The sequence below is a fragment of the Nocardia sp. NPDC020380 genome, from assembly GCF_044386975.1.
Lineage (GTDB): Bacteria > Actinomycetota > Actinomycetes > Mycobacteriales > Mycobacteriaceae > Nocardia.
Map to the genome: position 1 here is coordinate 187,321 of NZ_JBIRVQ010000004.1, position 15,713 is coordinate 203,033.

The window sequence follows — 15,713 nt, forward strand, 5'->3', positions numbered from 1 at the left end:
TGGCTCGCTGAGACTGCGCCGACCTCGGTCTTGTCGGTACGCTGATCTCCGGACCGGGGGTTGTGGTCTGGTCGGTAGTGGCATGAGTCAATCGATTGAGGGGAGGAAGCGCCCTGATGGATCCTGAGAAGGCCGATGTGCGCCCGGAATGGGCACCGTTGACTGTGGACCTCGACCAGCCGAGCGTGGCCAGGGTGTGGGATTTCTACCTCGGCGGGTCGCACAACTTCCAGGTCGATCGTGCTTTTGCGCGGGAGGCCATGGCTCAGATGCCGGACGCGCCGGTGATCGCGCGGGAGAATCGGGCGTTTCTGCGGCGCGCAGTTCGGTTCCTTGCCGAGCAGGGGATCACTCAGTTCATCGATATCGGTTCCGGGATCCCGACGGTCGGCAATGTGCACGAGGTGGCGCGTGCGACGCAGCCCGGCGCGCGGGTCGTCTATGTCGACAGTGATCCGGTTGCCGTCACGCACAGTCGGGCGTTGTTGCAGGACGATCCCGGCACCCTGGTTCTGGAGGCCGACCTGCGGAATCCGGGGGAGATCCTCGGTGCCGACGGTGCGAGCCGGCTGATCGACTTCTCTCAGCCGGTGGCGGTGCTGCTCATCGCGGTCCTGCATTTCATTCCGGATGCCGACGATCCGTCGGGAATCATCGCGCGGATCAGCTCGCGGTTGGCGCCCGGCAGTCATCTGGTCATCGTGCATGCCAGCGCTGACACCAACGCGCATCATGCCGCCGCGAATCTGTATCAGCGCACCTCGAATCCGTTCACCATGCGCACTCACGACGAGATCCGCGCTCTCTTCGACGGATTCGACCTGCTACCACCGGGTCTCGTCGCACCGACGGCCTGGCGGCCGGATCCCCAGTCCGACGGGAACCCGCCGCTGCGCACTCCCGGATACGCCGGCGTGGGACGCCTGCAATGAACCTCCCGCAGGCCCACACCACCCGATCGGGTCCGCGCGACCGTGATTGCGCGCTGCGGCGCGCCGCCAAGGAGTACCTGCGGCTCCTCGCCGCCGCCGGCTACACCGTCGTCGACGCCGCGGCCGCCACCGATTCGGCACTCGAGTTACTGCGTGGCCTGGACCGCCTCACCGGAGACGACGCCCCCGCCGCACGCATCCTCGGCGCCGGGCTCGCGACCAGCCTGCCGGGCCTCGATACCAGCGCGCGCTTCGTCGGCCCGCTGGCTACCGCCCTGCTGCTCGCGGCGCCGGTGTCACCCGCCGATGTGGCCACGACCTGGTCCCGCAATGCCGGCCACGCGGTTACCGGCTATGCCGAAGTGCTCTCCGAACGAGCCCTGGGCCAGCACGAAGCAATCCTGCGCGCAGCCGTCGCCGCCCGCGAACATCGCATCACCGAACTACAGGATCGCCTCCACCACGCCGCCACCCACGATCGCCTCACCGGACTCGTGAACCGCGCCGTGCTCGAGGAGTGGATCGCCGAACCGCGTCCCGCTGAGGAGGCTGTCTCGGTCCTGCTCGTCGACCTCGACGGCTTCAAACAGATCAACGACACCCACGGCCACCGCGTAGGTGACGAACTACTGGTGGCGGTAGCCGAGCGCCTCCGCGCGGTCGCCCGCCCCGAAGACTGCGTATGCCGTTACGGCGGAGACGAATTCGTCATAGCCACTCTCGGCGGCGAGGCCGCGGCCCGCGAGAACGCCGACCGCATCCTCACCGACCTCGCCCAGCCCTTCACCCTCTCCCCCGGCCAGGTCCACATCCAGGCCAGCATCGGCATCGCCACTGCCACCGACGAAACCCGCGACGCCGCAGCCCTCATCCACGCCGCAGACCGCGCCATGTACGCCGCGAAATCCCTCGGCGGCCACCGTTATCGCACCCAACCCTGAAATACCCACCACCACCCCGGCCTCTGGCCGACGATTGATCCATGCGCGCACTAACCGTCATTCCCGAAAAGTCAGGCTCGCTGGAGATTCGCGACATACCCGATGCGGTGGCGTCACCGAACGAATTGCTGGTCGAGGGAATCGCTTTCGGCGTATGCGCGACCGATCGAGAAATCGCCTCCGGCCATTTCGGCGCAGCGCCACCCGGCGAAGATCGTCTCGTCCTCGGCCACGAGTCGCTCGGGCGAGTGCTGACCGCACCGGCCGGCAGCGACTTCGCAGCAGGAGATCTGGTCGTCGGTATCGTGCGCCGACCGGACCCGGTACCGTGCGGCGCCTGCGCGCGAGGCGAATTCGACATGTGCCGCAACAACCTCTACGCCGAGCGCGGCATCAAACACCTCCACGGCTACGCCTCCGAACAATGGACGGTCGAAACCGACTACGCCGTGAAACTCGATCCCGCACTCGGCGACACCGGCGTGCTGATGGAACCGGCCACCGTGGTCGCCAAGGTCTGGGAGCAGATCGACCGCGTGAGCACCCGCGCCTGGTACGAACCCCGCCGAGTACTGGTGACCGGCGCCGGCCCCATCGGCCAACTGGCCGCTCTCCTGGGCACGCAACGAGACCTGGACGTCCACGTCCTGGCCTTGGCGGACAAGGGAATTCAACCCGACATGGCACGCAAACTGGGCGCCACCTACCACAGCGACCCCCTACCGGAAGTCGCCGACCGAATCCACCCCGACGTGATCATCGAGGCCACCGGAGTCCCCTCCATCGCCATGGCCGCGATGACCCACCCCGCTCCCGCCGGAATCGTCTGTCTCACCGGCATTTCCCCGACCGGCCGCCAACTCGACATCGACGCAGGCGAACTCAACCGCCGCACCGTACTGGAGAACAACCTCATCTTCGGCTCGGTCAACGCCAACAAGCGCCACTACCACCAAGCCGCCCAGGCCCTCGCCGCAGCAGACCCGAACTGGCGCTCCGGCCTCATCACCCGCCGGCTCCCCCTCGCCAAAGCCATCGACGCCTTCACCTCAGGCCAAGACGACATCAAGATCATGGTCGAGCTGTAATCGGAGCCGCCGGACAGGCCGGAGGAGGATGTGGTGTCCGGGCTCGGGGGATCGGATAGCATCTGACTGCCTGTGCGGTCCAGAAACCGGCTGCGGGGCATGCTGTTGCGCTGCCCGCAACGTTGGTGATCGGAGTCCATGCGTTGGCGGAATCGGCGGGCCGCACGCGGCTGAGGTGTCGGCCTCTCGTCGGATTGCCCGGGTGCTTGTCGAGGTGCGGTGGTGGTCGGGGTGTCCGTGCTGTCTGATTCGCGGAGTTCGATCGGCGATCAGGTGGCTCCTGCCCGCACGGATGTGCTGCTGATCGAGGATGATCCGGCCGACGCGCTGCTGGTCGAGGCCATGGTGGAGGACGGCGCGGCGGGTATTCGCCTGCACTGGGCGCGGTCGCTCGGCGAAGCCATCGATCGGCTGCGCGAGCAGTCTCCGGATTGTGTGCTGCTGGACCTGAATCTGCCCGATGCGGACGGTCTCGAAGCGCTGGCCCGGCTGCGCACGGCCTCGGATGCGGCGATCGTGGTGCTCACCGGCGTCGACGAGCGGCTGATCGGCGCGGCCGCCATGGCCGCGGGCGCACAGGACTATCTGCTCAAGGGGCATGTCGAGCCGGACCTGCTGGGTCGCGCGGTGCGGTATGCCATCCAGCGCAAGCAGTTCGAGCGCACCAGCGCAGCATTGCAGGCCAGTCAGCTGCGAGCCCAGGAGAACGCGCGCCTGGAACGCGGCCTGCTGCCCACCCCGCTGCTGCGCGCGGACAGTGCGGTGGCCGTGGTCCCCCGCTACCGCCCGGGCCGCGCCCACGCCCTGCTCGGCGGCGATTTCTACGATGTCCTCGAAGACGCCGACGGACTCGTGCACGCCGTCATCGGCGATGTCTCCGGCCACGGCCCGGACGCCGCAGCCGCCGGTGTCGCCCTGCGATTGGCTTGGCGCACACTGACTTTGAGCGGCATCACCGGAGCCAGACAGCTGGAACTGATGGAAGAGGTCCTGCTGGCGGAACGCTCCGACCGCCGCACCTTCGCCACCGCGACCACCCTGACCCTGCATCCGGCCGACCACACCGCACGAGTCCTCCGCGCCGGACATCCAGGCGCCCTGTCCCGTTCGGCCACCGGATGGGACTGGGTGGAGATCCCCGGCGGTCCCGCCCTGGGTTTCCTGCCGGGCCGGGCGAATTGGCCCGAGACCACCGTCGATCTCCCCGTCGACGGTGGTCTCGCCCTGTTCACCGACGGCTTGTTCGAAGGCTGCGTCGACGCGCGCCGCAACCGGCTCGGCGAGCAAGGCCTACTCGATTTGGCTCGCACCATCCGCGCCGCCGGACCGGAAACCTTCGTCGACGAGTTGATCGACCGTGTCGAGGCGCTGGCCGCGGTGTCCGGCGGCCTGGACGACGATGTCGCTCTTCTCTACTTGTATTGGAAGGCAGGCAGGTGACCGACGAACCGCACAAAACGCTGGGCACGACCGGCCGGCTCACCACCCGCGCGTGGTTCCAATTGATCCTGGGCTCGATGATCTTCGTAGTGATCATCGGCGCCGTCCTCGGCGCCCGGGTCATCGCCACCACCGCCGACGCCACCAGCCGGCTCATCGACCATTCCCTGCCCGCACAGCGCGAGGCCCTGCAATTCCAGACCGCCCTGCTCGATCAGGAAACCGGCGTCCGCGGTTACGCGATCACCGGCGACCCGCAGTTCCTGCAGCCCTACCAGGACGGCCTCTCCACCGAACAAGAGTCGGCGGATCGCTTGCGAAAACTGCTGGGCCACGAGGGCGGCCGCGTCAGCCTCGATATCGACGACATCGAACGCGCCGCGGACCGCTGGCGCAGCACCTACGTCTCTCCCTTGCTCGCCTCCCCCGCCACCGCGCGTGCGCAGGGTGATGCCACCGCCGCCGCGGGCAAGCAGATGTTCGACAATCTGCGGACCCTGTTCGCCCAGCAGAATCAGAATCTGTCCGATGCGGTCACCAAGGACACGAATCGCCTGAACCACGATCGCGCCGTACGCGACAGCATTCTCATCGGCCTGCTGGTGATCTATCTGCTCACCGGTGTCGGCTTGGCCGTACTCGTGCGGCGACTCATCGATCGCCCGCTGAAGTACCTCACCGAATCATCCCGCCGAGTAGCGGTCGGCGACTTCGGATATCGCATCGACGTGCACGGCCCCGCCGACGTCGCCGCGGTCGCGACCGCCGTCGACGATATGCGCCGCCGCATCGTCGCCGAACTCGATTCCTCGCGAATCCAGGAAGCCCAGCTACACGAACAGAAGCTGTTCCTCGACGCGCAAACAGTCGAATTACGCCGCTCCAACGCCGAATTGGAGCAATTCGCCTACGTCGCCTCGCACGATCTGCAGGAGCCCCTACGCAAGGTGGCGGCCTTCTGTCAGCTGCTGGAGAAGCGCTACTCCGGTCAGCTCGACGAAAGAGCCACCCAGTATATCGATTTCGCGGTCGACGGGGCCAAGCGCATGCAGACCCTCATCAACGACCTGCTGACGTTCTCCCGCGTCGGCCGTGTCTCCGACGGCAGCACCGAGCTGAGTCTCGCCCAGCCCCTGGACCGCGCCCTGGCCAACCTCGCCTCGGCCATCGAGGACAGCGACGCGCGGATCACCCGCCCCGAACAGTTGCCGGACCTCATGGGTGAGCCGATCCTGCTGACCATGTTGTGGCAGAACCTGATCGGCAATGCCATCAAGTTCCGCGCCCCCGACCGCACCCCGCAGATCCTGATCACCTGCGAACCCGACGATGCGGGCTGGCTGTTCTCGGTGCAGGACAATGGAATCGGCATCCAGCCCGAGTTCGCGGAGAAGGTATTCATCATCTTCCAGCGCCTGCACAATCGCACCGAATACGGCGGCACCGGTATCGGTCTCGCCCTGACGAAGAAGATCGTCGAACATCACGGCGGCCGGATCTGGGTGGATACCGGCTTCACCGGCGGCACCCGCATCTGTTTCACCCTGACCGGCGCCCCCGCGGCGATCGATGTACTCGCCGCCGATACCGATACTCGCAGCGAAGGAATCCGACCATGACCCCGCAGGCGCAGCCGATCGATATCCTCCTCGTCGAGGATGATCCCGCCGACGAACTGATGACGCGAGAAGCCTTCGAGGACAATAAGATCGGCAATACCGTGCACGTCTGCCGCGACGGCGAGGAGGCCCTCGACTTCCTCTATCGCAAGGGCGCGCACGAGCATGCGTGCCGCCCCGATCTCATCCTGCTGGACCTCAATCTGCCCAAGTACGACGGTCAGGAAGTGCTGGCGCGCATCAAGTCCGACCCGAGCCTGTCCAGCATCCCCGTCGTCATCCTCACCACGTCCGCGGCCGAGGAGGACATCCTGCGCAGCTACGAGCTACACGCCAACGCCTACGTCACGAAACCGGTGGACCTGAACCAGTTCATCGCCGCCATCAAGCAGATCGACGACTTCTTCGTCCAAGTGGTCAAACTGCCCCCGCGCCGCTGACTACAGTGATTTCCGGCGGGGGCATTCGGTTCGCGTCCACGCCACGTATCCGGAGGTAGCGAAGGTTATGACTCGCGATCTGGTTGTCTCGACGCGCCCGGCCGGCGCGGCGCTCGTCGTGTCCGCGTCCGGTGAGGTCGATATCCTCTCGGCGCCGAAGTTGTCGACGGCCTTGTCCGAGGCCCTGGCCACCGGTTCGGAGGTGGTGGTAGTCGATCTCTCCGAGGTGGGTTTCTTCGGTTCGGCGGGGTTGAGCGTGCTGGTCGAGACGCTGGCGGCGGTCACCGCGCAGCAGTTGCGGGTGGTGGCGTCGCCGCAGGTCCAGCGGCCCATCGAGTTGACCGGTTTGGACGCCATGCTCGATCTGTACGGCACCCTGCCGGAGGCGCTGGCCGACGGTGGCTAGTCAGCTGCGATCGCGGTGCCGGAGCCACCGGAACTCGACGATCGTGGGATAGCCGCCGGCCCGCAGCGCGTAGGCGGCCTGGGTGGCGTCGAGCGAGTCGGTCAGCGATCGCACGATGTGCCAGCTCAATCCGGTGTCTTCCAGCGCGTCTTCCGATACGGCGATCACCGTGACGCGCACGGTGACCTCGTCGGAGTCGTAGGTGACGTCGCAATCGAGGACCGACCCGGGCACGGCGTCGCCGATCAGCACGGTGGCCACCTCGTCGAGCGCGAGCCGCAGGTCGTTGACCTCGCCGATATCGAAATCGGCTACCAGCGTGACGGTTTCGGCGAGTGCGCGCAGCATGGTGAGCTGTTCGGGTTCCGCGCGTACTCGCAGTCCCACCGTCGTGCCCACACCGCCCGCCCTTCGCTGCCTGCCCGGTGCGGGAAGACTACCTGTTCGGCCTCGCTGGTACACCGGCTGCGCCGACCGGCCTCACGCGACCCCGGCCAGCGGCCGCGGCGACAGGGCCTGCTCCCGCAGCCGGGCCAGGGTCTGCGACAGCAGCCGGGACACGTGCATCTGCGATACGCCGATCGCCTCGGCGATCTCGGCCTGGGTCTTGCCATCTCCGAATCGCATGACCAGAATGCTGCGCTCGCGTTCGGGCAGGGCCGCCAAGAGCGGTGCCGCGGTGAGGGTCTCGTCGACCATGCGATAGCCGGGGTCCTCGGCGGCGAGCCGGTCGAGCGGGGAGGCGGCCTGTTCGCCTTCGTCGGTCGTGGAGCGGCTCGCGTCGAGGGAGTCGGCGCTGTAGCAATTGCTCGCGATCAGCGCCTGGGTGATCTCGGCCAGATCGGCGTCGAGGTGGGTGGCGAGTTCGCGCGCGGTGGGCGGATGTCCCAGTCGCTGTGACAGTTCCGGCACCGCGGTGGCGAGGCGCTGCTGAATCTCCTTGAGCCTGCGGGGTACTCGCACGGCCCAGGTGCTGTCGCGGAAGTACCGCTTGACCTCACCCATGATGGTCGGGACAGCGAACGACAGGAAGGTCGCGCCATTACCCGGATCGAAGCGGTCCACGGCGAGGATCACCCCGACCGCGGCGATCTGGGCCAGATCGTCGAATTCGACGCCGCGCCCGCTGTAGCGGCGCGCGATGTGCTCACCCAGCGGCAGGCACTTGCCCAGGATTTCCTCGCGCAGTCGATCGCGTTCGGCGCTACCGGCCGGCAGAGCCGCCAGTTTCGCCAGCCAGGGCTCGATATTGTCGTATGAATCGCCCCTACTCTCGTCGTCGACCGATGTTCCCGACTGAGGCGCGTATTCAGTTGACATGTCCAGTTCCTCACTGTGGGACCCGAAGATTCCGGCGTATTCGGGCGGTTACCCGCTCTCGAAGCCCTGAAACGGCACGGGTAACAGAACCGGCTGCGATGCGGCGGGCTGCGGCTATGAGCGGGGCAGCAGGATGTGCAGGACGGTCCCCTGCGGACCGGTATGGATGCGTACCAGGTCAGCGAGCTGGTTGACGATCAACAGGCCGCGACCGCCGACCACGCGGGCCGGGGCCGGGAGGCGTCCCGCGAGCGGGTTGGTGATGTGTCCGGAGTCGCGCACCTGACAGCACACCTGGTCCCCATCGAGCCACAGTGTGAGGCGGCCTCTTCCGCCGCCGTGCACGACCGAGTTCGTGGTGGTCTCGGCGATGACCAGCTCGAAGTCGATGAGTCGTGCGTCGGTCATTCCGGCTCGGCGCGCATAGTCCACGGCCAGATAGCGGGTGGGCGAGAGGGTGACTCCGTCGAAGTCGAGCACAGCGGCTTCTGCAGGCGGCTCGGGCGGCGGCTGATTGTAGGCAGCGACGATCCGATCGGGATCGTATGCACTGCTGTCCTTTTCGCCGCTGTCGTCGATGACGACGGGATGCGTCGCATACGCATCGGCCAGGATGTGAGCGGGCAGGGTCGCCGTGTCGTACGGACAGAGAATGGCGACCTCGCGTCCGGCGAATGCCGCGTTGATCAGGGCTTCGTGCTGCGCACAGGCCGGATATTCGGTCTCCGAGCGCCCGGCCCAGATCGGTTCACCGATGATCCGTACTCGCCGCCCCGGATGCGTATCGGTGAAGGCCCGCAGCACACACGGGATGATCCGTCCCGGATTGCGGCCTTCGACGGTCATGTCCATCCACCGCACGGCCGCGCCATCGCCCCCGAGGGCGTCCCGTAGTAGAGCCAGGTTGACCGCAGGCACCGAGACCGCCACGGGCTCATCGTCTTCCAGTCCGGCCCGGATGAAACCGACCGTCCCCGCCAGATACTCTTCCTCACCGCGGTACAGGAGCGCGGGATGCAGGAAGGGCGGTCGTGCGGTCACCGATGCGCCACTCTTTCTGCCGTTCTCCGCGATTGGGAACCGTCCCTCATGGTACGCGCCGCCGTTCGGGACACCCCGGCGCCGATTCGCCCATTGGCCGCGAACCGGGTACACATGCTGTGGTCGTAGCGCTTTCCATGGTTGGGTTGTGGGTATGGCGGTTACAGACGCCGGCGAGTGCACGCCGAGACACGCAGATGGACTTCTGGTCGATAAGGGGGAGCAATGACCGAATCCGAGAGCCCGAACAGCGAAAACCCGAACAGCGGCGGGGCCCCGAAGTCACCGCAGCGGACGCGGATGTGGCTGCTCATAGGCGCGGCCGTCGTAGTGGTCATCGTGATCGCCGGCGTAGTGATCGGCATTTCCGGCCACAGCGGGCGGTCGTCCCAGCCTGCGGCGGCACCCGCGGCCCCGGCGGCCGCGACCCTGAGTGTGCCGGTGGCGGGGCCGAATCCGATCAACCCGGCCACTCCGATCGCGGTATCGGCTGCCGGCGGGCAGCTGGCTAGCGTGACCGTACAGTACGACAAAGGCCAGATCGCGGGCGCTTTCGCCGCCGATCACCAATCGTGGGCGACTACCGATCCGCTCGGGTACGCCACCACGTACACCGTCACCGCCGATGCGGTGAATTCGGCTGGGGCGCATACCAAGCAGACGTTCACCGTCACCACGATCACTCCCGGTAAGACCGCTTACGCGAATGTCGTGCCCGCACCCGACGTCGTCTCCGACACCGGCATCGGCGTGGGTCAGCCCATGGTCTTCCAGTTCACCGCGCCGGTCTCGAACAAGGCCGAGGTGGAGAAGCACCTGCACGTCACGGTGTCGCCGCCGCAGGAGGGCGCCTGGTACTGGGTCGACGACAAGGACGTGCACTACCGCGCGGAGAACTACTGGCAGCCCGGAACCAAACTGCACATCGAGGCCGATGTCCTCGGCCTGGACCTGGGTAACGGCGTGCTCGGCGCGGAGAACGACAGCGCCGACTACACCGTTCACGATGCCTGGGTCGCCAAGGCCGACGGCAGTACCGACCTGCTGACCATCTTCGACAACGGCAATCAGGTCAACCAGATGCCGATGAGCCTCGGCTCACCCGGCTTTCCCTCGCATGAGGGCCCGCACGTGATCTCCGGCAAGCAGCCCTCGATCGTGATGGACTCCTGCACCTACGGCACCTGCCAGGGCCAGCCCGGCTATTACAAGGAGACCGTCGCCCTCGACGAACGCATCTCCAACGACGGCGAATTCGTCCATTCCGCCCCTTGGTCCGTTGGCCAGCAGGGCAGTAGCAATGTCTCGCACGGCTGCGTCAATCTCTCCCCCGCCAACGCCCAGTGGTTCTACGACCATTTCGGCATCGGTGACGTCGTCGAGATCACCAACTCCGGCGGCCCCGCCCTGCCGGTGTGGGACACCTACGGTGACTGGGAAGTCCCTTGGGCGACATGGAAAGCCGGTAATGCCAACGGCTGAAACACCGTAAGGCCCGCTCCGCCCGCCCGGTAGTCCGCTACCGGCCGGGCGCCGGGCGCCGACCACGCGACCGCCTGCCCGCGGCCCCGACCCGAAGGACCCACGATGCCATCGACCCCCTCGGAACCCGGTGTGCGACAGGTCTTCCTGGCCCGCCACGGCCGCACCGCCCTCAATGTCGGCGACCGCCTCCGCGGACTGAGCAACCCACCCCTCGACGAGGTCGGCATAGCCGAGGCGAAAGCCCTGGCCGACGTCCTCGCCGCCCACCACCCCACCGCCGTCCTCTGCAGCCCCCTGCAACGCGCCATCTCCACCGCGACCGCCATCGCCGCCGCGGCCGGCCTCGAAGTCACCATCGACGCCCGCCTCAACGACCGCGACTACGGCCCCTGGACCGGCGAACTCCGCTCCGAGGTCATCGCCCGCTTCGGCAGCGTCGACGACGCCCCCGGCGTCGAACCCCTCCCCGTCGTAGCCGCCCGCGCCACCGCAGCCTTCCACGACATCGTCACCGAATACCCCACCGGCCCACTGGTCCTCGTCTCCCACGACGCCTTCAACCAACCCTTGCTCACCGCCTTGGCCCCCCGCCTGACGGGCGTCCGCCAGCGCACCGCCTGCTGGAACCGCATCGAATTCCTCGACGGCACTTGGCAGGTCCTGGAAGTGGATCAGAAGCCCGCCACCACCGACAGGCCTGCCCTCACCCGAACAGGTGAGTCGCCGCCCCGACAGGGATAGTTCATCAGATTATGAATACAGTTCTCCATGTACTATCGAGGCGTGGACACCCTGCTGCACCGTGACGCACTGGCCCGCTTCGGACACGCCCTGTCCGACCCGACCAGAACACAAATCCTGCTGACGCTCAGCACCGCCCCCAGCTACCCCTCGGAGCTGGCAGACCAGATCGGCGTCTCCCGCCAGATCCTCTCGAATCACCTTGCCTGCCTGCGTGGTTGCGGCCTGGTAGTAGCCGTCCCCGAAGGCCGCAAATCCCGCTACGAACTCGCCGACCCCCGCATCGCCCGCGCCCTCACCGACCTCACCGGCCTCATCCTGGCCGTAGACCCCGCCTGCTGCCCCACTTCCGACACCGACGAGTGCTGCTGATGTTGCAATCCCTCGGCATACCCCAGTTCGCTCCCCAGCCAGTCCTCTCACCGCAGCGCCGAGCCGTCCTGACGCGCCGCATCCGCTGGTTCGTCGCAGCAACCATCTCCTACAACGTGATCGAAGCCGCCGTAGCACTCACCGAGGGCGCCCGCGCCTCCTCCACCGCCCTCATCGGATTCGGCCTGGACTCGGTCATCGAAGTCTCCTCCGCAGCCGCAGTAGCCTGGCAATTCGCCGCCCGAGACCCCCACCGCCGAGAGCAAACAACCCTCCGGATCATCGCCTTCTCATTCTTCGCCCTGGCCGCATACGTCACGACCGCGTCAGCAACCGCCCTCCTAGGCGTCACCGACCCCCACCATTCCCCCATCGGAATCACCTTGGCCGCAATCAGTTTGGCAGTAATGCCCATCCTGTCGTGGGGCCAACGCCAAGCCGGCCACGAACTCGCTTCCACCACCGCCATAGCCGATTCCAAGCAAACCCTCCTCTGCACCTACCTATCCGCAGTCCTACTACTCGGCCTCCTCCTCAACACCTTCCTAGGCTGGTCCTGGGCCGACCCCCTCGCAGCCCTCGTCATCGCAGTCATCGCCACCAAGGAAGGCCTCAACGCCTGGCGCGGCAAAACCTGCTGCCCCACCATCAGCGAGCCGGACAACCGACAGATTTGCTGCCCCGAGCAGTGAACACGGCCGAAATCCAGGCACCAGATCGAAGTCAACGTTCGAGTGGCACACCAGGATCGAAGTCTCTCGACGTTTGCAATCCCCATGTGCCGCTCGAAGCTGTGTCAGGGGCGGCGGGCGGCTACTGCGATGATCGTGTAGGACAGTTCGACGAAGGTCGGGTCGTCGAAGCGGGCGGCCAGGGACATGAGGTCGGCTGCGTCGGTGTGGCCGGTATTGGTGCGGAGTGTGGCGAGTTGGGTGAGGGTGGCTCGCCAGAAGCGGTCTACTGGGCCGCCTGCGCCGACTACGAGGGTGGTGGGGGCGAGGGTGAGGTCGGTGAAGCCCAAGGTGGAGAGGGATTTTGGGAGGGTGCGGGCCCAGTGGAGGTCGGTGCCTACTGTTCGGGACAAGGTGTCTTCGACTATGCCCATTACGCGACGGTATTGGGCGTCTGGTGACGTGGCTGAGGTTGATATTGCGTCTTCGATGACGAGCCAGCCGCCGGGGGCGACCCATTCCGCCAGGCGCGGGAGCACCGTGTCGCGGTCGGGTAGGTGTTCCAGGACCGATCGGACGTGGACGAGGTCGAAGGAGCGGGCGGGGAAGTCGTCGGTGCGCATATCATGTTGGCGGACTTCGGCATTCGGGCCCAGGTCGATGAGGAAGCGGGTGTCGAGGTCGGTTGCTACCAGTCGTCCTGCTGGGCAGCGCTGGGCGAGCCAGCGCGCGATCGAACCCGCGCCCGCACCGAGTTCGGCGCATTGCCAGTCGGTTTCTATGCCGATGCGCTCGAGTAGGGCGATGGTGTGGGGGTCGGCGATGGCTTCGAGGGCCGATAGTCGTTCCAGTTCGGCCTTTTCCTGCTGGGCCAGTACCTGACGGTATCCGTCGAGCGGTATGGACTTTGCGTTCGGCTCGATCGAATTATCCATGGCTGCACCACCTTCGCAACCATGGTTACGGTCCGGTGGTCGAAACGTCAACGCTCGGCGGGTGGGCCGCCGCGGAGGAGGGAGGCGGCTGCGGCGAGGAGGGCCATGCCGGCGGCGGCTGCGAAGACGATGGTGAGGCCGTGGTGGAAGGGGGCGGAGATCAGGTTGGGGAAGAAGGTGTGACCGGTGATCGTGTCTCGGTCGGCCGGCGAGAGGGAATCCAGGACGCCGGTTGGGCCGAGGAGGGTTTGCATTGGGTTGGCGCCGAGGAAGGCGGTGAAGACGGTGGAGACGGGTGGGAGTGCGGCGGCGTGGGCGGCCGCGGCGGCCGGAACACCCTGGGCGCGTAGGCCGGTCGACAAGGTTTCGGGTAGTCGGCTGGCCAGGCCCGCGATGAGCAGGGAGAAGAAGATGCCGATGGATAGCGACATGCCGGAGTTCTGGAAGGTGGCGCGCATGCCGGAGGCGGCGCCGCGGTGCTCGGGCGGGACAGCGCTCATGATCGCGGAGGTGTTGGGGGCGGAGAACATGCCCGATCCGATGCCGTTGAGCATGATCAGCAATGCGAACGCCCAGTACGGGAAGTTCAGTGGTAGCAGCAGTAATCCGATGAAACTGGCCGCGAAGACGAGCAGTCCGCCGGTGGTGAAGTACAGCACGCCGTACCTGTCGGACAGATACCCGCACAGCGGCCCCGCGAGCAGGAATCCGACCATGAGCGGTAGCAGGAAGATCCCTGCCCACAACGGTGTATCGGCGTAGTCGTACCCGTGCAGCGGCAGCCAGATGCCCTGCAACCAGATGATCAGCATGAACTGCATGCCGCCCCGCGCGACCGAAGCCAGCAGCGCCGCAATGTTTCCCGCCGCGAAGGCGCGACTGCGGAACAGCGCCAGCCGCACCATCGGCTGCGCCACCCGCGATTCAATGAGCACGAACACCACCAGTAGCGCCACCCCGCCGATCAGCCCGCCGAGCACCGTGGGCCTGGTCCATCCCATGGCATGTCCGCCGTAGGGCTGAATGCCGTAGGTGATGGCGATCAGCAGAATCCCCAGCCCGACAGCGAAAGTCGCGTTCCCCCACCAGTCGATCCGCGCCGGATGCCGCGCGGACACCTCACGCAGGCTGCGATACGCCCAGATCGTGCCGATGATCCCGAACGGCACATTGATCCAGAACACCGCCCGCCAATCCCACACGGACAGAATCCCGCCCAGCACGAGCCCGATGAATTGCCCTGCCAGCGCCGCGATCTGATTGACGCCGAGCGCCGTCCCACGCTGGCTCGCCGGGAAGGCGTCGGTCAGGATCGCCGCGGAGTTGGCCATCAGCATGGACCCGCCGATGGCCTGCACCAGCCGCCACACGATGAGCCATATCGCCCCGGCCGTACCCAGCGCCGGATCCAGCGACAGCGCGACGGAGGCGAGCGTGAAGATCACGAACCCGAGGTTGTAGATCCGCACCCGCCCCACAATGTCGCCCAGCCGCCCGAGCGTCACCACGAGCACGGCCGTGACCAGCAGATATCCCATGATGATCCACAGCAGATAGCTGATGTTCCCCGCCGCGAACGGATCGAGGTGAATGCCGCGGAAGATCGCCGGCAGCGAGATGATCACGATGGACGCGTCGACCGTGGCCATGAACATGCCGAGCGTCGTGTTCGACAGCGCCACCCATTTGTAGCGGTCCGGTCGCGCACTGCCGGGTTCGGCGGGCAGTCCGGAGGGTGGCAGGACGGGTGTTGCAGGCCGGTTGGACATTTCGGCTCATCCTGTCCGGCAGAGGTATCGCGGTGACCGGATGCCGTTGCGGCCCGGTCGCCGTCATCAGATGCTCTGCGCCAATCTTTCGAGGAGCGGTCCCGCTGCGCTGAGGTGACCGATCTCCTCGGGTGTGAAGCCGTGTGCGAGGGCCGAGGCCAGTAGCTGGGTCTGCGCATCACGCTTGTCGCGCAGCGCTTGCAGGCCGGACTCGGTGATGGAGACTCGCGCGCATCGCCCGTCCTGCGGGTCGGGTTGCCGGCCGACCAGGCCGCGGGTCTCGAGTCCGCCGACCGTCGTCCCCATCGACTGCGGACTGATCTGCTCGAGCCGGGCGAGGGTGGCCGTGGTGGCCGGGCCACCGCGGTCGAGTCTCCCGAGCAACGACCGTTCGGGCAGGGTCAGCCCGCCCTCGGACTGCGCCTGCCGCAGTCGCCGCACCACCAGGCCGATGCCGCCCCGCAGTCCCGCGGCGACGTCACGAAGGTCGGGCGCCTCGTTACTCATGATTAG

The 15,713-nt window shown here is 66.9% G+C and carries 17 protein-coding genes; 11 read left to right on the forward strand and 6 right to left on the reverse strand.

Going from position 1 to position 15,713, the window contains the following annotated elements:
• Positions 1 to 116 precede the first annotated feature (116 nt).
• The 7 genes from ACH438_RS11710 to ACH438_RS11740 all read left to right on the forward strand — a co-directional run bounded on the left by ACH438_RS11710 (position 117) and on the right by ACH438_RS11740 (position 6,866).
• Entirely contained in the window at positions 117 to 932 is an 816-nt protein-coding gene (locus ACH438_RS11710; protein ID WP_397004025.1) for an SAM-dependent methyltransferase, read from the forward strand.
• Positions 929 to 1,873: a diguanylate cyclase domain-containing protein gene (locus ACH438_RS11715; RefSeq protein ID WP_397004027.1), complete on the forward strand. Its 945-nt coding sequence runs from the start codon at positions 929 to 931 to the stop codon at positions 1,871 to 1,873. Before ACH438_RS11710 ends, ACH438_RS11715 begins: the two co-directional genes overlap by 4 nt.
• A gap of 41 nt (positions 1,874 to 1,914) precedes the next feature.
• Positions 1,915 to 2,961 carry a glucose 1-dehydrogenase gene (locus ACH438_RS11720; protein ID WP_397004029.1) on the forward strand — a complete coding sequence of 349 codons (1,047 nt, stop codon included), beginning with the start codon at positions 1,915 to 1,917 and terminating at the stop codon, positions 2,959 to 2,961.
• A 231-nt stretch (positions 2,962 to 3,192) separates the two neighbouring features.
• A complete protein-coding gene (locus tag ACH438_RS11725; protein WP_397004031.1) occupies positions 3,193 to 4,401 on the forward strand; it encodes a PP2C family protein-serine/threonine phosphatase in 1,209 nt (402 codons plus the stop codon).
• A 77-nt stretch (positions 4,402 to 4,478) separates the two neighbouring features.
• Positions 4,479 to 6,020 (forward strand): CHASE3 domain-containing protein, encoded by a 1,542-nt coding sequence (locus ACH438_RS11730; protein ID WP_397004854.1) that lies wholly within the window; start codon positions 4,479 to 4,481, stop codon positions 6,018 to 6,020.
• Positions 6,017 to 6,460, forward strand: coding sequence for a response regulator (locus tag ACH438_RS11735; RefSeq protein WP_397004033.1), 444 nt, complete (start codon positions 6,017 to 6,019; stop codon positions 6,458 to 6,460). Before ACH438_RS11730 ends, ACH438_RS11735 begins: the two co-directional genes overlap by 4 nt.
• A gap of 67 nt (positions 6,461 to 6,527) precedes the next feature.
• Entirely contained in the window at positions 6,528 to 6,866 is a 339-nt protein-coding gene (locus ACH438_RS11740; RefSeq protein WP_397004035.1) for an STAS domain-containing protein, read from the forward strand.
• Here ACH438_RS11740 and ACH438_RS11745 read toward each other — a convergent pair whose 3' ends face one another.
• The 3 genes from ACH438_RS11745 to ACH438_RS11755 form a co-directional block, all read right to left on the reverse strand.
• Positions 6,867 to 7,265: an anti-sigma factor gene (locus tag ACH438_RS11745; RefSeq protein WP_397004037.1), complete on the reverse strand. Its 399-nt coding sequence runs from the start codon at positions 7,263 to 7,265 to the stop codon at positions 6,867 to 6,869.
• Between the two features lie 81 nt (positions 7,266 to 7,346).
• Positions 7,347 to 8,186 carry a SigB/SigF/SigG family RNA polymerase sigma factor gene (locus ACH438_RS11750; protein ID WP_397004039.1) on the reverse strand — a complete coding sequence of 280 codons (840 nt, stop codon included), beginning with the start codon at positions 8,184 to 8,186 and terminating at the stop codon, positions 7,347 to 7,349.
• Between the two features lie 114 nt (positions 8,187 to 8,300).
• Positions 8,301 to 9,227: an anti-sigma factor RsbA family regulatory protein gene (locus ACH438_RS11755; protein WP_397004041.1), complete on the reverse strand. Its 927-nt coding sequence runs from the start codon at positions 9,225 to 9,227 to the stop codon at positions 8,301 to 8,303.
• A 300-nt stretch (positions 9,228 to 9,527) separates the two neighbouring features.
• Here ACH438_RS11755 and ACH438_RS11760 point away from each other — a divergent pair, with 300 nt between their 5' ends.
• The 4 genes from ACH438_RS11760 (at position 9,528) to ACH438_RS11775 (ending at position 12,517) form a co-directional block, all read left to right on the forward strand.
• Entirely contained in the window at positions 9,528 to 10,709 is a 1,182-nt protein-coding gene (locus ACH438_RS11760; RefSeq protein WP_397004856.1) for an Ig-like domain-containing protein, read from the forward strand.
• Positions 10,710 to 10,814: 105 nt separating this feature from the next.
• The gene (locus tag ACH438_RS11765; RefSeq protein ID WP_397004043.1) at positions 10,815 to 11,453 is read left to right on the forward strand and encodes a histidine phosphatase family protein; all 639 of its coding nucleotides are present in this window, start codon (positions 10,815 to 10,817) and stop codon (positions 11,451 to 11,453) included.
• 42 nt (positions 11,454 to 11,495) lie between these two features.
• Entirely contained in the window at positions 11,496 to 11,825 is a 330-nt protein-coding gene (locus ACH438_RS11770) for an ArsR/SmtB family transcription factor (RefSeq protein ID WP_397004045.1), read from the forward strand.
• On the forward strand, positions 11,825 to 12,517 hold the full coding sequence (locus tag ACH438_RS11775) for a cation transporter (RefSeq protein WP_397004047.1): 693 nt from the start codon (positions 11,825 to 11,827) through the stop codon (positions 12,515 to 12,517). Before ACH438_RS11770 ends, ACH438_RS11775 begins: the two co-directional genes overlap by 1 nt.
• 104 nt (positions 12,518 to 12,621) lie before the next feature.
• On the opposite strand, the gene ACH438_RS11780 is transcribed toward ACH438_RS11775, so the two are convergent.
• From ACH438_RS11780 to ACH438_RS11790, 3 genes are all read right to left on the reverse strand, one after another.
• Positions 12,622 to 13,431 (reverse strand): class I SAM-dependent methyltransferase, encoded by an 810-nt coding sequence (locus ACH438_RS11780; RefSeq protein WP_397004050.1) that lies wholly within the window; start codon positions 13,429 to 13,431, stop codon positions 12,622 to 12,624.
• Positions 13,432 to 13,478: 47 nt separating this feature from the next.
• Entirely contained in the window at positions 13,479 to 15,200 is a 1,722-nt protein-coding gene (locus ACH438_RS11785) for an MFS transporter (protein ID WP_397004052.1), read from the reverse strand.
• A gap of 66 nt (positions 15,201 to 15,266) precedes the next feature.
• Positions 15,267 to 15,707, reverse strand: coding sequence for a MarR family winged helix-turn-helix transcriptional regulator (locus ACH438_RS11790; RefSeq protein WP_397004054.1), 441 nt, complete (start codon positions 15,705 to 15,707; stop codon positions 15,267 to 15,269).
• Positions 15,708 to 15,713 lie beyond the last annotated feature (6 nt).